At 57.0% G+C, this 18606-nt stretch carries 14 protein-coding genes and 1 tRNA gene; 5 read left to right on the top strand and 10 right to left on the bottom strand.

Going from position 1 to position 18606, the window contains the following annotated elements:
- Nucleotides 1–91 precede the first annotated feature (91 nt).
- Nucleotides 92–1288 carry a BCCT family transporter gene (locus AC2FPW_RS12490; RefSeq protein WP_480915028.1) on the bottom strand — a complete coding sequence of 399 codons (1197 nt, stop codon included), beginning with the start codon at nucleotides 1286–1288 and terminating at the stop codon, nucleotides 92–94.
- A 182-nt stretch (nucleotides 1289–1470) separates the two neighbouring features.
- On the opposite strand from AC2FPW_RS12490, the gene AC2FPW_RS12485 reads away from it, so the two are divergent.
- The 3 genes from AC2FPW_RS12485 to msrA all read left to right on the top strand — a co-directional run bounded on the left by AC2FPW_RS12485 (nucleotide 1471) and on the right by msrA (nucleotide 3439).
- Nucleotides 1471–2355, top strand: a complete 885-nt coding sequence (locus tag AC2FPW_RS12485; RefSeq protein WP_496813966.1) for a DMT family transporter — start codon at nucleotides 1471–1473, stop codon at nucleotides 2353–2355.
- Between the two features lie 125 nt (nucleotides 2356–2480).
- The gene (msrB, locus tag AC2FPW_RS12480) at nucleotides 2481–2930 is read left to right on the top strand and encodes a peptide-methionine (R)-S-oxide reductase MsrB (protein WP_267363147.1); all 450 of its coding nucleotides are present in this window, start codon (nucleotides 2481–2483) and stop codon (nucleotides 2928–2930) included.
- The gene (gene msrA, locus AC2FPW_RS12475) at nucleotides 2927–3439 is read left to right on the top strand and encodes a peptide-methionine (S)-S-oxide reductase MsrA (RefSeq protein ID WP_496813965.1); all 513 of its coding nucleotides are present in this window, start codon (nucleotides 2927–2929) and stop codon (nucleotides 3437–3439) included. Before msrB ends, msrA begins: the two co-directional genes overlap by 4 nt.
- Nucleotides 3440–3478: 39 nt before the next feature.
- On the opposite strand, the gene AC2FPW_RS12470 is transcribed toward msrA, so the two are convergent.
- The 8 genes from AC2FPW_RS12470 to AC2FPW_RS12435 all read right to left on the bottom strand — a co-directional run bounded on the left by AC2FPW_RS12470 (nucleotide 3479) and on the right by AC2FPW_RS12435 (nucleotide 15685).
- Entirely contained in the window at nucleotides 3479–5482 is a 2004-nt protein-coding gene (locus tag AC2FPW_RS12470; RefSeq protein WP_496813964.1) for a hydantoinase/oxoprolinase family protein, read from the bottom strand.
- A gap of 72 nt (nucleotides 5483–5554) precedes the next feature.
- Nucleotides 5555–6592 (bottom strand): tRNA epoxyqueuosine(34) reductase QueG, encoded by a 1038-nt coding sequence (gene queG, locus AC2FPW_RS12465; RefSeq protein WP_496813962.1) that lies wholly within the window; start codon nucleotides 6590–6592, stop codon nucleotides 5555–5557.
- Between the two features lie 74 nt (nucleotides 6593–6666).
- On the bottom strand, nucleotides 6667–7332 hold the full coding sequence (gene fzlA, locus AC2FPW_RS12460; RefSeq protein WP_267363152.1) for an FtsZ-binding protein FzlA: 666 nt from the start codon (nucleotides 7330–7332) through the stop codon (nucleotides 6667–6669).
- Nucleotides 7333–7390: 58 nt separating this feature from the next.
- The gene (gene mtgA / locus AC2FPW_RS12455) at nucleotides 7391–8125 is read right to left on the bottom strand and encodes a monofunctional biosynthetic peptidoglycan transglycosylase (protein WP_496813961.1); all 735 of its coding nucleotides are present in this window, start codon (nucleotides 8123–8125) and stop codon (nucleotides 7391–7393) included.
- 39 nt (nucleotides 8126–8164) lie between these two features.
- On the bottom strand, nucleotides 8165–9079 hold the full coding sequence (locus tag AC2FPW_RS12450; RefSeq protein ID WP_496813959.1) for a Hint domain-containing protein: 915 nt from the start codon (nucleotides 9077–9079) through the stop codon (nucleotides 8165–8167).
- Nucleotides 9080–9260: 181 nt separating this feature from the next.
- Nucleotides 9261–13793, bottom strand: a complete 4533-nt coding sequence (gene gltB / locus AC2FPW_RS12445) for a glutamate synthase large subunit (RefSeq protein ID WP_496813958.1) — start codon at nucleotides 13791–13793, stop codon at nucleotides 9261–9263.
- Nucleotides 13790–14227, bottom strand: coding sequence for a GFA family protein (locus AC2FPW_RS12440; RefSeq protein ID WP_496813957.1), 438 nt, complete (start codon nucleotides 14225–14227; stop codon nucleotides 13790–13792). Before AC2FPW_RS12440 ends, gltB begins: the two co-directional genes overlap by 4 nt.
- 24 nt (nucleotides 14228–14251) lie before the next feature.
- On the bottom strand, nucleotides 14252–15685 hold the full coding sequence (locus AC2FPW_RS12435) for an NAD(P)-dependent oxidoreductase (RefSeq protein WP_496813955.1): 1434 nt from the start codon (nucleotides 15683–15685) through the stop codon (nucleotides 14252–14254).
- Between the two features lie 231 nt (nucleotides 15686–15916).
- On the opposite strand from AC2FPW_RS12435, the gene AC2FPW_RS12430 reads away from it, so the two are divergent.
- Nucleotides 15917–16720 carry an undecaprenyl-diphosphate phosphatase gene (locus tag AC2FPW_RS12430; RefSeq protein WP_496813954.1) on the top strand — a complete coding sequence of 268 codons (804 nt, stop codon included), beginning with the start codon at nucleotides 15917–15919 and terminating at the stop codon, nucleotides 16718–16720.
- Here the strand turns inward: AC2FPW_RS12430 and AC2FPW_RS12425 are convergent, their stop codons facing one another.
- A complete protein-coding gene (locus AC2FPW_RS12425; RefSeq protein WP_496813953.1) occupies nucleotides 16721–17704 on the bottom strand; it encodes a complex I NDUFA9 subunit family protein in 984 nt (327 codons plus the stop codon).
- Nucleotides 17705–17905: 201 nt separating this feature from the next.
- Here AC2FPW_RS12425 and AC2FPW_RS12420 point away from each other — a divergent pair.
- Nucleotides 17906–17992: transfer RNA gene (locus AC2FPW_RS12420), tRNA-Leu, on the top strand.
- The last annotated feature ends 614 nt before the right edge of the window (nucleotides 17993–18606 follow it).

The following is an 18606-nucleotide window of genomic DNA, read 5'->3' as shown; positions in this document are numbered from 1 at the left end:
ACAAGGAATGAGGGCCGGATCGGGCATTGTCCAAAAACGGCTGCGGGCCCCAATGTCGAGGCCCGCTTTTGGTTTGGTAGGTTCGAAACAATCAGTGAATCGTCTCAACCTTGTGGAAGTCCAGATCGCGATCTTCCGGCATGGCGTCGATACTCATCACCTCTTTGCGCTTGGTGACCAGGATATAGACCACGCAAGCCAGGTAGAGAGCGACTACGACGGCTCCGATCCACTGGATTTGCAACCACTGACTCTGGAACAGCAGCGTCAGCACAAACAGCAGCGCGACGTTGCCAGCGACATAGGTCGCCTTGCCGAACCGCTCAGCGGTCATGTTCAGGTTGTCCGTATAGAGCCTAATCAGCGAGTCCAGCGAGTTGATCACAAAGGTCACGCCCACGATTACCATCGCGATATTGGTGATGCCTGCGGTGCTGAAGCCGTTCAGGTGATAGTAGTAGAGAACGGTGAACCAAATCCCCAGCGGGATCGACGGGAAGATCAACAACGCCGCCAGCAGCTGCCAGGTTTTCAAACCGCCCACAAAGCGCGAAGTAAACTGGCCAATCATGATTGACCACGCAAACCACCAGAACAAGTAGAAGGCATGATAATCGGTCAGCGGCAGGACAAATTTGTGCACATTGGCGAAATAGGCACCAATGTTACTGCCGGTCTCGATAAACCCGGTCATTCCCATGCCAGCGGCCGCCCACATACCCAGAATCAGTGCAAGGAACAGAAAGGTCGAACCGACCGACAGGATGCGCACATATTTCAAATCGGTCGACGAGTATGCCGCCGCCAGAATGACCACAAACACGATGACGTAGAAGGTGGTAACGACAGATTCTCCATCTCCGACCTCTGGCAGGTAGCCAGGCAGGTAGATCAGGAACAGGCTGGCGGTAAAGGCGCAGGTGCCGATGATGACGACGTTGTTGATCAGCTTGACCAGCGGAATCTCAAAGAAGTTCACGCGGGGTTCGATCACGCAGAAATAGAAGGCTGTCAGGAAGTAAAACGCCCAGATCAGAAATCCCCAGAAACCGAACTCGATCGCCAGTGGATTGGCAAAGGCATAGGCCGGATCTTCGGCATAGCCACCAAATTCTGTCAGCGGGAACATGATCAGGCCAACATCCAGACCGGACGTAAACAGGATCGCGATGAACGTGAAAAGGTGGACAGGTGTAACGCCAACGCAGCGCAGGTTCCACCACTTCACTACGAAGAACGCGACTAGGCCCAACGCCAGCAGAACGCCAAAAGATAGAATGTACTCCAGAAGCACCGACAACCCTCCCTTGATATGTCAGATCCCGGAGCCGATAACTTTAATTGTTCAGTCAATCAATAAAAACATCCTTGTGACTTTCGTTGCATCACGGATGTGTCTTTTTTGACGCGGAGCGCTTGCGACCCATCGGAAAATCGGGGACAGTCCGCGCAAAGTGACAGGGGGTCTCCATGGATCTGCGCGCCATAGCCATGGGGCTTACTTTTGCCCTGATCTGGTCGTCTGCCTTTACCTCGGCGCGGATCATCGTGGCAGACGCCTCTCCCTTGTTTTCGCTGGCTCTGCGGTTTTTGATCTCAGGGGGTCTGGGGGTTCTGATTGCCCGGGCGATGGGGCAAAGCTGGCACCTGACCCGGAACCAATGGCGGGCGACAATTCTGTTCGGTATCTGCCAAAATGCCCTGTATTTGGGTCTGAATTTCTACGCTATGCAAACGGTCGAGGCTTCGGTTGCGGCGATTATCGCGTCCACAATGCCCTTGTTGGTGGCGCTGGCAGGGTGGCTGATTTTTGGCGAGAAACTGCGCCCTCTCGGGGTTTTGGGATTGTTTGCCGGATTCACCGGCGTCGCCCTGATCATGAGCAGCCGGATCAGTTCTGGTGTCGACATGTTCGGCATCGCGTTGTGCGGCATCGGAGCTTTGGCGCTGACCTTTGCCACCCTCGCGGTCCGCGGTGCGACTTCGGGCGGTAATTTCATGATGGTCGTCGGTCTACAGATGCTTGTAGGTTCAGCCATGTTGTTCGTGGCTGCTCCGATCTTTGAGACCATTTACATCCACTCGACGCTGCCACTGGCATTGGCGTTCACTTACACAACCCTGTTTCCTGGGCTGCTGGCCACTCTGATCTGGTTCCTTCTTCTGGATCGCATCGGCGCGATCCGCGCAGCCACGTTCCACTTTTTGAACCCGGTATTCGGTGTCACGATTGCGGCCATATTGTTGGGCGAAAAACTGGGCGCGATGGACGCAATTGGCGTTACAGTCACGACACTGGGTATTCTTGCTGTACAGCTTTCACGCCAACCTGCCGGCAAAACGACTTCGGCCTAACACAAGGACCTCAGTGTATGCGTCTGACCGACCGCACGACTGTGAGAGCGCTTTGAAATATCGCTTTGCTTTCTGTACGGCAGCCCCCAGATAATGGCACAATCGTCAAATCAGCCGGAGGATCCATGACACGCTACACCAAAGACCCCACGGTTATTGCGGCGCTTTCGCCCGAAGAATTTCACGTCACCCAACGCAACGGCACCGAACGGCCGGGGACAGGCAAGTATTTGGGGAACAAGGAACCGGGTATCTACGTGGACATCGTGTCAGGCGAACCGCTGTTTGCTTCGACCCACAAATACGAATCCGGATGTGGCTGGCCCAGCTTTACCAAGCCGATCATCCATGAGCATGTGGAAGAGTTTCGCGACACGACACATGGTATGATCCGGACCGAGGTTCGCTCGAAACACGGCGACAGCCATCTGGGGCATGTCTTCCCCGACGGCCCGCGAGAACATGGCGGCCTGCGATATTGCATCAACTCGGCCTCGCTCAGGTTCATCCATCGGGATGAGATGGAGGCTGAAGGTTACGCCGAATTCCTGATCCACGTGGAGGAAATCCAATGACTGAACAACGTGCTGTACTGGCCGGAGGCTGCTTTTGGGGTATGCAGGACCTGATCCGCAAGCTGCCTGGCGTCTTGCGAACTCGGGTGGGCTATACCGGAGGCGATGTGCCCAACGCCACCTATCGCAGCCACGGCACCCACGCCGAAGGGATCGAGATCTGGTTTGACCCATCGCAGATCAGTTTCCGCGACCTGCTGGAATTCTTTTTCCAGATTCACGACCCGACCACGGTGAATCGACAAGGCAACGACCGAGGCATGAGCTATCGTTCCGCGATTTACCACGTCGATGAAGCCCAAAGAGCAACCGCCCTGGATACAATCGCAAACGTGAATGCCAGCGGCTTGTGGCCGGGAAAAGTCGTAACCGAAGTCGAACCCGTCGGCGATTTCTGGGAGGCCGAACCCGAGCATCAGGATTATCTTGAGCGTATCCCGAACGGATATACCTGCCACTTCCCGCGCCAGGACTGGGTTCTTCCCAAACGTGCCAGCGCCGCAGAATAAAGCACCACCTGCCCGGCCCCTCTGAACGAGTCAGAGGGGCTAGCCCGCCGCAACCCGCGGTCGCCCGCTAGCCTCGACCGTGATCATTGCTTCGACAAACACATCATTGGCCTCGACCCGCGCGGTTTTGATGTCGCGATCCACGATCACCCGGATATCTTCTGCACCGGCTTCGCGCACTGCGCCTTCAGCTTCCGACCTCAGAACATTTTCCAGCAAAGCCAGCGCATCTTCTGATGCGGAAAAATCCTTGGGCCCGCCCTCGAGATGTACACGATACCGCCCTTCGGCAGGACTTGTCACCGTGCCCGTTCGCCGTAAGGTCAACCGCCCGACGACAGCGCCAATCGCATTGGCTACGCCCGCATGTTCCGGCAGTATCATCCGGCAGTGAAGCCGTTCACCAACCGCCGGGTAATAGCTGGGGGCAGATGCCCCAAGTCCCACAACATCAACGTTCAGGGCTGCGGTCAGCGACAACAAACCGCGATGCTGCGCCAATCCGCGCTGTGTCAGGATATGCCGCGCCAGCTCCTGTGGCGAAAGCCCGAAACTGTCTGGCTCCTCATCAAAAGCAGCCTCTAACAAGGTCAAACTGGTCTGTTCTGTCAACTGGTCCACGATCATCTGCGCCAGCGCTTCGGCGGAATTTGCCAACATATCTCCGGACCCAACCCGTTTGCGCGCGACCAGTTCAAGTGCCTTACGGGCGGCGTCCGCATCCCAGGCATCCACCCGCCCCAGTACATGGCTGGCATCCGACGGCGTCACGCCCGAGATCTGAATGATCCCGCGGTCCACCAACCGGGTCAATGCGCCGCTCTCCATTCGGGACCGAAGCAAGGAACCGATCGACAGAACCTGATCTCCCAACCGCTCCAACAGGGCTTCTTCTCGCACATCTATACCGTCGTCACGTTTTCCCGGCACGCGACGGGCAAAGCGCGTATCGTGCTCACCCACCGTCGTGGCCCGCAATTGCTCGTCCAGAACAGCATGGACGATCTCGGGCGCTTCCGAGGCGATCAGGGACACCGGAAGAACGCGGCGCGGCCCCAGAAAAACACCGCCCTGCAATCCCTCGGTCACGACATGCACCTGACTGTCACCTCCAAGGCCATGGGTGCGCATCGCCACCGCTTCGACCATGGTGCGGAACCCGCCCACCTGTGCCCCGGCCGAGTCTATCGCGGGCTTACCGTCTCGGATCAACGCCACGTCAGTTGTCGTACCGCCAATATCAGACACCAACGCATTCTCTGCGCCGGTCAACCAGCGCGCGCCTACAATTGACGCGGCTGGTCCGCTCAGGATCGTTTCAATGGGGCGTTCACGCGCCTGTTCAGCACTCATCAACGCCCCATCACCGCGCACGACCATCATCGGGGCCATTATCCCCAACTCGCGCAGCTGGTCCTGCGCCCGCCCGATCAAACGGTCGATCATCCCGATCAGCCGCGCATTCAACACGGCCGTCACGGCGCGTTTCGGCCCATTCAGCTTTGCCGACAAGTGATGCGAACATGTTACCGGAGCCCCGGTTCTTTCCGTAACGATCCGTGCGGCTTCCAGTTCATGCGCGGGATTACGGGTGGCAAACTGAGCGGCTATGGCAAAGCCAGAAATCCCTTTATGAGAGTCTAAAAACTGCTCCAGCGCGGCAACGTCCAATGGCGCAGCTTCGCTGCCAGAATGGGAATGCCCACCAGACATAACCAGAGACGGGTCCCCTTTTAACGCGTCCTTCAAACCGTGCTTTTCAAGGTCGCTGTCTTTGAATCCGATATAGATCAACGCAACGCGCCCGCCCTGCCCTTCGACTAAGGCATTTGTCGCCAATGTAGTGGACAAAGAGGCCATTGAAATCTGATCCGGCGCAACTTTCGCCTGCTCCAGAACGGCAGAAATCGCCTTCCCCACACCAATTGCCAGATCCGCGCGTGTGGTCAGGGACTTGGCCGAGGCTATGACCTCTTTTTCATCCCGGATCAGTACCGCATCGGTATAGGTTCCACCCGTATCCACCCCCAAAGCCAGCGCCATCGGGTTCTCCTTACTGTTCGCTGCAGATTGGTGTAGCGATTGGGGCCGACACGTCCAGCCTGTTTGCGGCAATTATGAAAGTTGTTCCACCGCCCAGCGCGCTGCGTCTGCCACGGTTTCATCCGGGTCATCTGTCAAACTCTGGGCCGCAGCCCTCAGTTTCGACTGCCCCGAGTTTCCAATGGCATAAAGCACGTTGCGCACAAACCGGTCGCGCCCAATCCGTTTGATGGGTGAGCCAGAGAACTTCGCTCGGAACGAGGTATCATCAAGCGCCACCAGCTCTTCCAACGCAGGCGCTGCCAGATCTTCACGCGCGGCATAGCGTATGTCACTTGCGGCAACCGCAAACTTGTTCCACGGGCAAGCTGCCAGGCAATCATCACAGCCGTAGATTCGATTGCCCAGCTTTCCGCGAAGTTCAGGCTCTACAGGGCCTTTATGTTCGATGGTCAGATAGGAGATGCACCGCCGTGCATCCAATTGATACGGGCCTGGAAAGGCGTCCGTGGGGCAGCTGTCCAAACAGGCCCGACAAGACCCGCAGCGATCAATCTCAGCAGAATCAGCGGGTATATCCAATGTTGAAAAAACAGACCCTATAAAGGCCCAATTACCCCATTCCCGACTGACAAGATTTGTGTGTTTCCCCTGCCAGCCCAACCCGGCGGCCTGCCCCAAGGCTTTCTCTGGCACGGGTGCAGTGTCAACAAACACCTTAACCTCGCCGCCCGCCTCGGCAATCAGCCACCGCGCCAGACGCTTCAGTCGCTTTTTGACCAGATCATGATAGTCTTTGTTCTGCGCATAGACAGAAATCGCCCCGTGGCCGCGTTGCTTCAAGACGTCTGTCGGGTCATGTTCCGGCGTGTAACTCTCGGCCAGCGTGATCACTGATCGCGCCTCGGGCCAAAGGGCTGCAGGATCACCGCGCCAATGCGTTCGTTCGGCCATCCATCCCATCTGCCCATGATACCCGGCACCCAGGTACGCGGCCAGACGCTCGGGAACTTCTGGAACATCCCACGGGCGGCAGACACGGCACGCAACAAACCCTTCTTCAAGGGCCTGCTGTACCAGCTTTTCCTTCAAATCAGATCCGCTCTTCATCTGGCCAAAAATATCCTCGGGGGGAATCGCGCATCTGCGCGATGGGGGGCAGACAGCCCCCCTGGCGCACCCTATCAGAAATCCAGATCAGCGTAATGGGGCGGCGGCCGGAATCCCGGCACCTGATCCGCCAGAATAGAGCGAAACGCAGGGCGTGATTTGATTTTCGCATACCAATCCTTGACCACCTGACTGCGGTTCCAATCCACGTCCGAGATATAGTCCAGCGAAGACAGATGCGCCGCTGCTGCGAAATCAGCCAATGTCATCTGGTCACCTGCCAACCACCGGCGGTGATCCAGCAGCCATGCCATATAATCCAGGTGGTACTTGATGGCCTTGGCACCCTGTTTGACGTTCTTGCTGTCCGGATAGCCCTGACCCGTCACTTTTTTGTTTACCCGTTCGTACAGCAGCTTCGACGTCACCTCATGGTGGAATTTGTCGTCAAACCAACCAACAAGGCGCCGCACTTCGTATCGGGCTTCGGGGCTTTTTGGCATCAATGGCGGTTCGGGACGGGTTTCTTCGATGTATTCGCAGATCGCTGCGCTTTCCGACATCATTTGTCCGTCCAGACGCAATACTGGTACTTTACCCGCGGGGTTACGGCGCAAAAAGTCGGGGTCCTGTTCCCAGTATCGCTCTTCGACAAGCTCAACCTCGATCTTCTTTTCCGCCAGAGACAGCCGAACCTTGCGGCAATATGGAGAGAGGGGAACATGAAACAGACGCGCCATGGGCTTCCAATCGAACCAGTGAGTACCCGACAGATTTAGCCTTGGCAGGCGACGGGTTTCAATCCTCGAAACAATCTGCGCGACCATCTGCGCGGATGGTGGCCGCCCCATCCAGAATAGATGCCGCCCGCCTGCGCGTTTGCGCCGTCGGGTCAGTGACCGATCTGTTGCGCGGTGACGGCAGAATGGCGGCAATCCGCGCCGCCTGAACTGGGGTCAGTTTTGAAGCACTGGTGTTGAAATACCGTTGCGCGGCAGCCTCGACCCCCAAAACGCCATTCCCGGTTTCAGCAACATTCAGATAGACCTCGAGAATTCGCTGCTTGCTCCAGAAAATCTCGACCACAGGTGTGATCGAAGTTTCCAACGCCTTGCGTATCCAACTGCGCCCTTGCCAAAGGAATACGTTCTTTACTACTTGCTGTGTAATGGTCGAAGCGCCGCGATTTCCGCCATCCTCAAGCGCATCGCGAATGGCCTCTACGTCAAATCCCCAGTGCAGGCAGAAATTTGCATCCTCTGCTGCCACGACCGAACGCGCCATGATCGGAGCCATGTCCTCGATCGGCACCCATTCGCGCTCAACCTTTCCCAAACGGCGCCATTCCGACCAGATCGTATGGGTTACGGGTGGGTTCACAACCGAATACAACAGGATTATCGCAAGCAAAGCTCCGGCAATTGCCGCAACCGCACGAGTCAGCCAACGGCGAATGTGACGCACCGTAGGTGTTTTTCTGCTGGATGCCTTGTTTTTCTTACCGCTTGATTTGCGGGCTGCTTTCTTCGCCATGCCTCAGCTATACGACGCGCGGTCCGGGTTTGAAACGGCCTAAATCGCGAAGGCGCGCGCTTCGCGCGGGTGAACAACCGGTCGTGCGGTTTCTACCGACATCGGATCATGACCTGCCAGTTCAGGGAACAAGTGCAGAACCTCGCTCTGTGTTTCGCGGTCCGAGGCCGACAACGCGTGCCCCGGATAATAGCTTTCGCTTTTGGCGCCATTGGCGATGACGATCTCGTGCTGCTTGAACAAAAGGTGGAAATACTCCACCTCGCCGCCTTCCACCCGGGTCACCGTTTTTCCATTGACCAGAGCATGTGCCGGAATCAGCGCTTCAGCGTGCCCAGACAAGTACGAGGCCCGCCAGTCTTCAACCAGCATCCGATGCTGAGGCGAAACAAGCAGCGGACGATCCAGGTCGAACACTCCGGCCTCAAACCGGATCGGGGCCAGCTTTCCTTCGGCCGCCACCACTGTACGCCCAACCCAGATCAAAGGCTGGGGGCCATGATCCACGGTCGTGACCAGATCGCCGACTTCAAGATCTTCTACCGCACGTTCGCCTTCCGAGGTCGCTATCATGGTGCCCGGCGTGAAACAGGGCGGACCCAGATTGCCGACATTCAGCGGCCCCTGTGTGTTGACGAAGGTGGCTGAAACAAATGTTCCCGGCTGCAGGACCTGGCCGTCTGTCGGTGTGAAAACCCGAGATCCGTCTGCCAGATAGAACGTGGTGCCGGTATAGGTTACGTTCCCGACGCCCGCCACGTTGATGGTAACAGTGTCCCCTGGCCAGGAATTCGTGACGTCCTGACCGTTGACGGTGTCACCACTTGGCGCATCGATTTCGTTGTCATCATCAGCATCGATCAAAGTGAAGCTGCTAACAGTGACTGCCGTTCCCGCAGGTGGCGGGTTTGCTGGATCGAAAGTATAAAACTGATCCTGATACGGTGTTGGCATCCGGTTGCCCCTGTTTGCTTATCATCTGGCGCCTAGATCGGCCCATGATTGTCGCCTGAGTGTGAAGAAAGATTGGCGATTTTCGGATAAACGGGCAAGACCTGCACTGAAACGTCGTTAACATACGAACCCCGCGTGGTGCAAATGACACGCGGGGCTTTTAGAGACAATAGGTTTCGGCTTATTCCGCCGGAACTGCTTTGGCTTCAACACTCAGCGGGTGGCTGAGCTTGTTCAGCATCTCCTTCGGGCAAACCTGCAGGAAGTTGCCTTTTTCCTCTTCCCAGTGCTGAAGAATGTCAGTGGCCTTGCGGCTTTGCGATTCAGCAGCATGGCGCATGATGAGCGATTTCAACTGCTCTTCCCAGTGATCCACGGTGACCGGGCAAGTGACCAGCGTTTCCCTGTTCATCAGCGCCTCAGCCTTGCCTTCGGGATCATACAGATAGGCCATGCCGCCTGTCATGCCCGCGCCAAAGTTGGCTCCGATCGTTCCAAGGATAACGGCGACACCACCGGTCATGTATTCACACCCGTTGGAACCGCACCCCTCGACAACAACCTTGGCACCAGAGTTCCGGACCGCGAACCGTTCACCGGCGCGACCGGCCGCGAACAGATACCCGTCGGTGGCGCCATAGAGCACCGTATTGCCAATGATCGTGTTGTCATCTGCTTTCAGCGGGCTGACCTGTGGTGGGCGTACGACGATCATGCCGCCGGACAGGCCCTTACCGACATAGTCATTGGCATCGCCCGAAACTTCCAGCTTCAGACCAGGGGCCGCAAAAGCTCCCAGCGATTGCCCGGCCGAGCCTTGCAGTTTCACATGCAGATGGTCATCCTGAAAGGTGTTCCGCATCCCGAAATTCCGCACAATATGGCTGGACACTCGGGTTCCAACGGTCCGGTGTGTGTTCTGCACGGCATAAGACAGCTGCATCTTTTCACCATCCTTCAGGAACCGGGCCGCATCACGAACGATTTCGGCGTCCAGCGTATCTGGCACCGCGTTGCGCTCTTTGTCGCGGTTGTAGACGATGTTATGTGCCCCATCGACAGTGATCAGCAGCGGGTTGAGGTCCAGATCGTCCAGATGAGCCGATCCCCGGCTGACCTGAGCCAACAGGTCGGCTCGGCCGATGATCTCATCGATTGAACGCGCGCCGAGGCTGGCCAGCAGCTCGCGCACTTCCTGCGCATAAAAGGTGATCAGGTTTACCACCTTGTCCGCATTACCAGTGAACTTGGCGCGCAGGGATTCATCCTGCGTACACACGCCCACCGGACAGGTGTTCGACTGACACTGACGCACCATGATACATCCCATTGCGATCAGCGCAGCGGTACCGATGCCGTATTCCTCGGCCCCCATCATCGCGGCCATGACAATGTCGCGCCCCGTGCGCAGGCCACCGTCGGTCCGCAGGGTGACGCGGTCGCGCAGGTTGTTCATCGCCAGAACCTGATGCGCCTCGGTCAGGCCCATCTCCCACGGCAGACCAGCGTATTTGATCGAGGTCGCAGGCGACGCGCCTGTACCGCCATTGTGACCCGAAATAAGGATAATATCCGCTTTCGCCTTGGCTACACCGGCAGCAATCGTGCCGACGCCCGAGGACGCAACCAGCTTGACCGTCACCTTGCAGCGCGGGTTGATCTGCTTCAGGTCGTAGATCAGCTGCGCCAGATCCTCGATCGAATAGATATCGTGGTGTGGCGGCGGCGAGATCAACGTCACGCCCTTGGTCGAATGGCGCAGGCGTGCGATAAGGTCAGTAACCTTCATGCCCGGCAACTGGCCACCCTCACCGGGTTTTGCACCCTGAGCGACCTTGATCTCAAGCTCCTCACACTGGTTGAGGTATTCAGCGGTCACGCCAAACCGGCCCGAAGCCACCTGTTTGATCTTGGCCGAAGGGTTGTCACCATTGGGTTCAGGCACGAAATGCGCCGGGTCTTCGCCACCTTCGCCACTGTCGGATTTCGCACCGATCCGGTTCATCGCCACGTTCAGTGTTTTATGAGCTTCTGGCGACAATGCGCCCAGCGACATACCTGGCGTGACAAAGCGTTTGCGGATCGAGGTGATCGATTCCACCTCTTCGATCGGCACCGGCTTGCCCAGCGGTTTGAAATCCATCAGATCGCGCAGATGAATTGGCGGGTTCGACTGCATCTTGGCCGAATACTGCTTCCACAACTCATACGAGGCCTTGTTGCAGGCCATCTGCATCATGTGCATCGAGGTCGCTTCCCACGCGTGGGTCTCGCCCGATTTACGCGCCTTGTAGAAACCACCGATGGGCAGCACATCCAGACCGCTGCTCCAGCCCTTGGCATGAATTTCCTCGGCCTTGGCCTGAATACCTTTGATACCTATGCCCGAGATACGGCTGGTCATTCCGGGGAAATACTCGGCCACCATGGCACGGCTGAGGCCAACGGCCTCAAAGTTCAGACCACCGCGATAGGATGAAATGACCGAGATACCCATCTTGGCCATGATTTTCAGCAAGCCCTGATCGATCGCCTCGCGATAGCGCGCTACGTTTTCTGTCAGGCTTCCGTCCAGCAAACCGCGGTCGATGCGATCGGCCAAAGAATCTTCGGCCAGATACGCGTTCACCACAGTCGCGCCACAGCCGATCAGAACGGCAAAGTAATGCGGGTCTACACATTCAGCCGAACGGACGTTCAACGAACAGAAGGTCCGCAAACCCTGACGCGTCAAATGGGAATGCACAGCGCTGGTCGCGAGGATCATTGGTATCGCAATCCGATCCTCGCCCGACCGCATATCAGACAAGACGATATGCCCGGCACCAGATCGCACAGCTTCTTCGGATTCGGCTCTGATACGGGCCAAAGCCGCGCTCAATGCGCCTTGACCAGCCTCGAAGCTACAGTCGATTTCCGCCAGCGGCGCATCAAAGTTCTCAACCAGCTTGTCCCATTGCGCGTTGCCGACAAAGGGGCTTTCCAGAACCACGATCTCGGTCTGGCTGCTGTCTTCGTCCAGCACGTTCTTGAGGTTGGCAAACCGGGTTTTCAGCGACATCACGCGGTATTCACGCAGGCTGTCGATCGGCGGGTTGGTCACCTGGCTGAAGTTCTGACGGAAAAAATGGCTGAGTGGGCGGTATTGCTTTGACAGAACAGCCGAGGGCGTATCATCCCCCATGGATGCCAGGGCTTCCTTGCCGTCTTCCGCCATCGGAGCAAGGATTTGTTCCAGCTCTTCCACCGAGTATCCCGCAGCAATCTGGCGCTTGCGCAACTCGCCACCCGCAAAGATCGGAACTTCGCTCACACCCGCAAGCGTTTCGTCCAGATCGTTTATCTTGCCAACCCATTCGCCAAATGGCAGCGCGCGGGCCAGCTTGTTCTTGATCTGGGTATCGCGGTACAGCTTGCCCTTTTTCATGTCGACCGCCAGCATCTGACCCGGCCCCAACGCGCCTTTTTCGGTCACGGTAGCTTCGTTGATCGGCACCATTCCGGCCTCGGATCCTGCGATGACAAGGCCATCGCCAGTCACAACGTACCGCATGGGGCGCAGCCCGTTCCGGTCCAGACCGGCGCAGACCCAGCGTCCATCGGTCATCGCCAGCGCGGCCGGGCCATCCCATGGCTCCATCACCGAGTTGCAGTAGGAATACATGTCGCGCCACGCTTGCGGCAGCTCGACCGCCTGCTTGGACCAGCTTTCCGGAACCAGCATGGTTTTTGCCATCGGGGCCGACCGCCCCGCGCGCACCAGAACCTCGAAAACCGAGTCTAATGCGGCAGAATCTGACGAACCACCTGCGATGATTGGCTTGATATCTTCAGCATAGTCACCAAAGGTTCCGCTGGCCATCCGGATCTCATGGCTTTTCATCCAGTTGACGTTGCCCTTGAGGGTGTTGATCTCGCCGTTGTGGGCCAGCATGCGGAATGGCTGCGCCAGCCACCATTGCGGAAACGTGTTGGTCGAATAACGCTGGTGGTAAATCGCGAATGCCGATTCAAAGCGTTCGTCCATGAGATCGGGATAGAATACAGCGACCTGTTCGGCCAGCATCATACCCTTGTAGATGATCGAACGGCAGGACAGCGACGCAAGATAAAGGCCCGAGATACCCGACACCAAAGCCGCTTTTTCGATGCGGCGACGGATGACATAGAGCTCGCGCTCGAAAGTTTCTTCGTCCACACCCTTGGAGTTCGAGATCAGGATCTGCTCAATCTCGGGGCGGGTTGCGTTGGCCTTTTCCCCAAGGCAAGTCACATCGACCGGCACGTGTCGCCAGCCATAGATGTAGTAACCCATACGCAGAACTTCGCTTTCGACGATGGTCCGGCACCGCTCCTGCGCGCCGAAATCGGTGCGGGGCAGGAAAACCTGACCAACAGCAATCAGCTCATTCAGCTTGGGTTCGTGACCCGTGCGGCGGACCTGATCATAGAAGAAGGGAACCGGAATCTGCACATGGATGCCCGCGCCATCGCCGGTCTTGCCATCCGCGTCAACGGCCCCGCGATGCCAGATCGCTTTCAGGGCATCGATCCCGGCATCCACCACCTTGCGCGACCGTTTGCCATCCACGGACACAACAAGGCCCACACCGCACGAAGAATGCTCTTCTGCCTCGGAATAGAGACCATTTTCGGCCATCCACTTGCGTTTTGCTTCTTCTGCCCGCACCCAATCGGCATCATATTTGGTCATTGGCTGTCTCCTTCGTCAGAGGGGGAATACATGGCTTCGACCTCGGCTTTGGTCATTTGCCGACGTTCACCTGCGAACGCGTATCCCTCGGGCTTTTTGTCGATATAAAGTTCAAGTTTCAGCGGGTTACCTGCTGCATTTTCAAACAGGCCAGCCGCCATTTGTGTCTGTCCGTGCATCTCACCCGGCAGCGTGATCCGATACCAGAGCGAGGATCCGCAATCGCCGCAAAAAGCACGCTCTGCCCAGTCGGACGAAGTAAATGTCTTGACCGGGCCCAGCGCGGCATAGCCTTCTTTCGCCTGAAAGGTCACCAGCATCGAACTGGTCCACCGACGGCATTGATCACAGTGACACGCCCCCAGAGCATCCCGCACAGGGGTGGCGGTGACTATGACCGCACCACACATGCATTGGCCTTGAAGTTCCGACATTTCGAACCCTCCTGAAAACTGGGGTTATTCCGCCGCCACGGCAGTTTTGGCGTTGAACCGGTCGATGATCGCGTTAGCGCAGTCGCGCCCGTCGCGGATCGCCCATACGACCAGTGAGGCACCGCGCACGATGTCCCCGATCGCGTACACACCATCCATTTCGGTTTCCCCGGTCTGGAATGCTGCCCTGACCGTTCCCCATCGGGTGACGGGCAAGTCGGGCTGCCCGAACAATGTGGGCAGGTCTTCAGGCTCAAAACCCAATGCCTTGATCACCAGATCGGCGTCCTCGATATAATCCGCGCCTTCGATCACTTCGGGGGCCTGGCGACCAGATGCATCGGGCTGACCCAGACGCATCTTCTGCACCATCACGCCGGAAACCTTGTCGTCGCCCGTGAATCCCTTCGGTGCACTGAGCCATTCGAATACCACGCCTTCTTCCTCGGCGTTCTGTGTCTCGCGCTGCGAACCCGGCATGTTTGCCCGGTCACGACGGTACAGGCATTTGACCGATGTCGCGCCCTGACGGATCGACGTACGCACACAATCCATCGCGGTGTCACCACCACCGATCACGACAACCTTCTTGCCCTCGGCATTCAGCCGTCCGTTGTCGAAATCCTCAACAGTGTCACCAAAGCTTTTACGGTTTGATGCCGTCAGGAAATCGATTGCCTTCTCGATCCCGGCAAGACCACTGCCCGGCATGGACAGATCCCTCGACTTGTAAACGCCCGTTGCGATGATGATGGCGTCATGCTTTGCGTGAATTTCAGCGAATTTTGCGGCGTCCACGTCGCAGTTCAATACGAACTCGACACCGCCGTCCGCCAACAGGTCGTTACGCCGCTGGACGACTTCTTTTTCCAGCTTGAAGCCCGGAATGCCATACATCAGCAGACCACCCGCACGGTCGTAGCGGTCATAGACCGTGACCTGAACACCGGCCCGACGCAGCATGTCCGCCGCGGCAAGACCACCCGGCCCGCCACCGATAATGCCGACGCTTTCACGGCGCTCTGTCGCAGGGACCACTGGCTTGACCCAGCCTTTGTCCCACGCCGTGTCGGTAATGTACTTTTCGATCGTGCCGATGGTGACCGTTCCGTGGCCGGATTGTTCGATCACGCAATTTCCTTCACACAAACGGTCCTGCGGGCAGATGCGGCCACAAATCTCGGGGAAGGTGTTTGTCGCCTGGCTGGTTTCGTAAGCCTCTTCCAGCCGTCCCGTTGCAGTCAGCCGCAACCAGTCGGGAATGTTGTTATGCAGCGGGCAGTGCGATTGACAGTAGGGCACACCGCATTGACTGCAACGGCTGGCCTGTTCTGCTGCTTTCTCGGCGGCGAACTCGGCATAAATTTCGTTAAAGTCTTCTCTGCGGTCATTGGCGGCACGCTTTTCCGGCATGACGCGGTCGATCTGCACAAATTTCAGCATCGGTTGCTTGGCCACGGGTCAGACTCCATGAATTGGCTTGGTTGGATTTCTTTATGCGATGCGCAAACGGATGAAAAGTCATATATGCTGACCTATTGTGAGAATTTTCCACCCGCTCACTCGAAATCTGTGAATTCTTAAAGGAATTTTAGGTACGATTCGGACCTATATGAAGACTTTCCTTTTCCCCACCACCCTTATAGCCATACACCACATAAAAAACGTGGCGGCAGCACGGCAGGGCAGATGAGTCTTTTCCACCTGATTCTCGTGGCAATCATTCAGGGAATAACTGAGTTTTTGCCCATTTCGTCTTCGGGTCACCTGATCCTGCTGCCGAACTTGTCGGGCCTTCAGGATCAGGGTCAGGCCATAGACATCGCGGTGCACGTGGGAACCCTTGGAGCGGTCGTTCTGTATTTCTGGGCGGATGTGAAGCAGGCTCTTGCCGGGGTGCCGCGCGCCCTGACCGGCCGGACAGATACGCCGCAGGCCCGTTTGGCTCTTGGTCTGATCATTGCGACACTTCCAACCGTGATTGCAGGTCTAATTTTGCATCTGACCGGGTTAAGCGAGGCCATGCGTTCGATCGCTGTAATCGGGTGGACGATGCTGGGCTTTGGCCTGCTGCTTTATTGGATTGACCAGAAAGGCCCCCAAAAGAAAGAGGCGTCTGATTGGGGTATTCGCGATGCTTTCGTCATGGGGCTGTGGCAGATTCTTGCGCTGATCCCCGGAACATCGCGGTCCGGCATCACCATTACAGGGGCACGTCAATTGGGCTATACCAGAGAAGACGGCGCGCGGATTGCCATGCTGATGTCAATCCCAATCATTCTGGCCTCTGGCACACTGCTTGCACTGGATGTGATACGCGACGCTGATGCGCAACTGGCCCGGGATGGGGCCATTGCCGCGGCATTTGCTTTTGTCTCAGCACTATTGGCGCTTAGCCTTATGATGCGACTGCTGCGCAGTGTCAGCTTTACGCCCTATGTGATCTACCGCGTCATTCTGGGCGCGGTATTGTTGTTCATGGCCTACAGCTGATCAGATACGCAGGTTTTTTGCCGAGTTCTGAATGTCGTCATACTGCCCCGACGGGCGGAACTTCCACAGATATTCCGGCAGCACCGATTCCAGAGTGGTCGGCGCAATGCCAAGGTCCGCAAAGGACTTGGCGCCGTCAGATACCACGTTGTCATGACGCAGATTCCTGACTTGATCGCGGGTCAAAATGTTGTTTGGAAACAGCTGGAAGCTGACGAACTTCGCAATATCCAGCACGCCCGCCATAATCCGGGCAGCAAAAAACGGCAGACCGACAATGATGCGCCGCCGGTGGATCACTTCAAGCATCTGCTGCATCAGGGCGCGGAAGGTTTTCACTTCCGGCCCGCCAAGCTCGTACACTCCCGGCTCTGCCTGCCCCAGAATACCTTTGACCGCTGCCTGGGCCACGTCGTCCACGTAGACGGGTTGGAATTTGGTCTCAGCACCAACCACTGGCAGGAACGGACCCATGCGGGTCATCCCGGCAAATCGGTTAAAGAACTGATCCTCGGTACCGAAGATTACAGATGGGCGAAGGATCACCGCATTCGGTATGTGCTTCAGCACACCTGCCTCGCCCAGCGCTTTGGTCCGGGCATAATCGCTGGTCGCGTTTGCATCCGCACCGATGGCCGAAATATGCACCATTCGACCAATGCCCTGCTGTGCGGCCAGGCGTGCAATACGCTCGGCCCCTTCGGCCTGAACGGCATCAAACGCGTTCTTGCCCAGCTCATTCAGCACACCTACGCAGTTCACCACGACATCGGCGCTCTGCATCGCCAGCGCGACCGAGGCGTCATCGCGGATATTGCACAGCACAGGCTCAACCTGTCCCACGACGCCGTAGGGTTTCACGAACATGGCTTCGTTCGGGCGTCGTACAGCCACCCGCACACGCCACCCCTCACTCGCCATGCGCCGCGCGATGTAGCGACCGACAAATCCCGATCCGCCATAAATCGTCACCAGTTTCGACATGAGAGGGCTCCTGCTGAGAAATTGCGCCCTAGAACTAACGCCCGCAGGCCAGCCAAACAAGGCACTAATTCGCCGCGCCGGTCATGAAATACTCAGGCCAAAATCTCAGTTCGAAAACCGAATTCAAAAAACTTTCAAAATTCATTCAGAATCCGGTTGACGCCCCCCGCCAGTCAGCTTAAACGCCGCTCCACGACACCTGCCCAGGTGGCGGAATTGGTAGACGCGCTAGCTTCAGGTGCTAGTGTCCGTATGGACGTGGAGGTTCGAGTCCTCTCCTGGGCACCATTTCTTCCTCAAAAATATATAAATTCCAAGAACTTAGCGGGAATTTCAGACCTGTAAAGGTGACACAAGAGGTGACGCAATGCCTCTAATCATCTTTGAAGCAGAAGCGATTCTGATCATGGCTAGATATACTGAACAAAAGAACTCCAATGGTGTTTGGTGATTTCGTGGGCGTGTTCCCCCAGACGTTCGAAAGCACTACCCCAAGCTAAGCAAGCGAAACAAACTCGATTTGCTCTCCAAACGAAAGACCCCAAGGAAGCGACTGTTCTGGCTCACAGAAAAGTCACCGAACAAGGTAGGTTCTGGAAAAGTGTCAGAAGGGCCGAAAGAGTATTTCAGGTTGATGGGAAAAGACCCCGAAAGCAGGCAGGAAATGGTCGCGCTCGAATAGTCTGTCTGACGTCAGACAGAGGTTGAAAACGCCCAGTCCGAGAACAAAAGGAGGCACCATCATGGCGATGGCGGCGGGATTATCGATAAGGGCGGATATATCTTTGGCGGCAAAAAGCGGAAACTTTCTTCTCCGTTGTTTTGCGACGGAAAAGTGTGCTCCTCAGCAACAGGTACTTTTGAGCACTGTCGTTGGAATGAATGCATACCCGGCAACATTG

It is taken from the genome of Ruegeria sp. SATB027 (assembly GCF_059613825.1).
This window is presented reverse-complemented; position numbering and strand designations above follow the sequence as displayed.

Coding starts and splice junctions, on each gene's coding strand:
- AC2FPW_RS12485 (WP_496813966.1), top strand. CDS start 1,471: ATGGATCTGCGCGCCATAGCCATGGGGCTTACTTTTGCCCTGATCTGG.
- msrB (WP_267363147.1), top strand. CDS start 2,481: ATGACACGCTACACCAAAGACCCCACGGTTATTGCGGCGCTTTCGCCC.
- msrA (WP_496813965.1), top strand. CDS start 2,927: ATGACTGAACAACGTGCTGTACTGGCCGGAGGCTGCTTTTGGGGTATG.
- AC2FPW_RS12470 (WP_496813964.1), bottom strand. CDS start 5,482: ATGGCGCTGGCTTTGGGGGTGGATACGGGTGGAACCTATACCGATGCG.
- queG (WP_496813962.1), bottom strand. CDS start 6,592: ATGAAGAGCGGATCTGATTTGAAGGAAAAGCTGGTACAGCAGGCCCTT.
- fzlA (WP_267363152.1), bottom strand. CDS start 7,332: ATGGCGCGTCTGTTTCATGTTCCCCTCTCTCCATATTGCCGCAAGGTT.
- mtgA (WP_496813961.1), bottom strand. CDS start 8,125: ATGGCGAAGAAAGCAGCCCGCAAATCAAGCGGTAAGAAAAACAAGGCA.
- AC2FPW_RS12450 (WP_496813959.1), bottom strand. CDS start 9,079: ATGCCAACACCGTATCAGGATCAGTTTTATACTTTCGATCCAGCAAAC.
- gltB (WP_496813958.1), bottom strand. CDS start 13,793: ATGACCAAATATGATGCCGATTGGGTGCGGGCAGAAGAAGCAAAACGC.
- AC2FPW_RS12440 (WP_496813957.1), bottom strand. CDS start 14,227: ATGTCGGAACTTCAAGGCCAATGCATGTGTGGTGCGGTCATAGTCACC.
- AC2FPW_RS12430 (WP_496813954.1), top strand. CDS start 15,917: ATGAGTCTTTTCCACCTGATTCTCGTGGCAATCATTCAGGGAATAACT.
- AC2FPW_RS12425 (WP_496813953.1), bottom strand. CDS start 17,704: ATGTCGAAACTGGTGACGATTTATGGCGGATCGGGATTTGTCGGTCGC.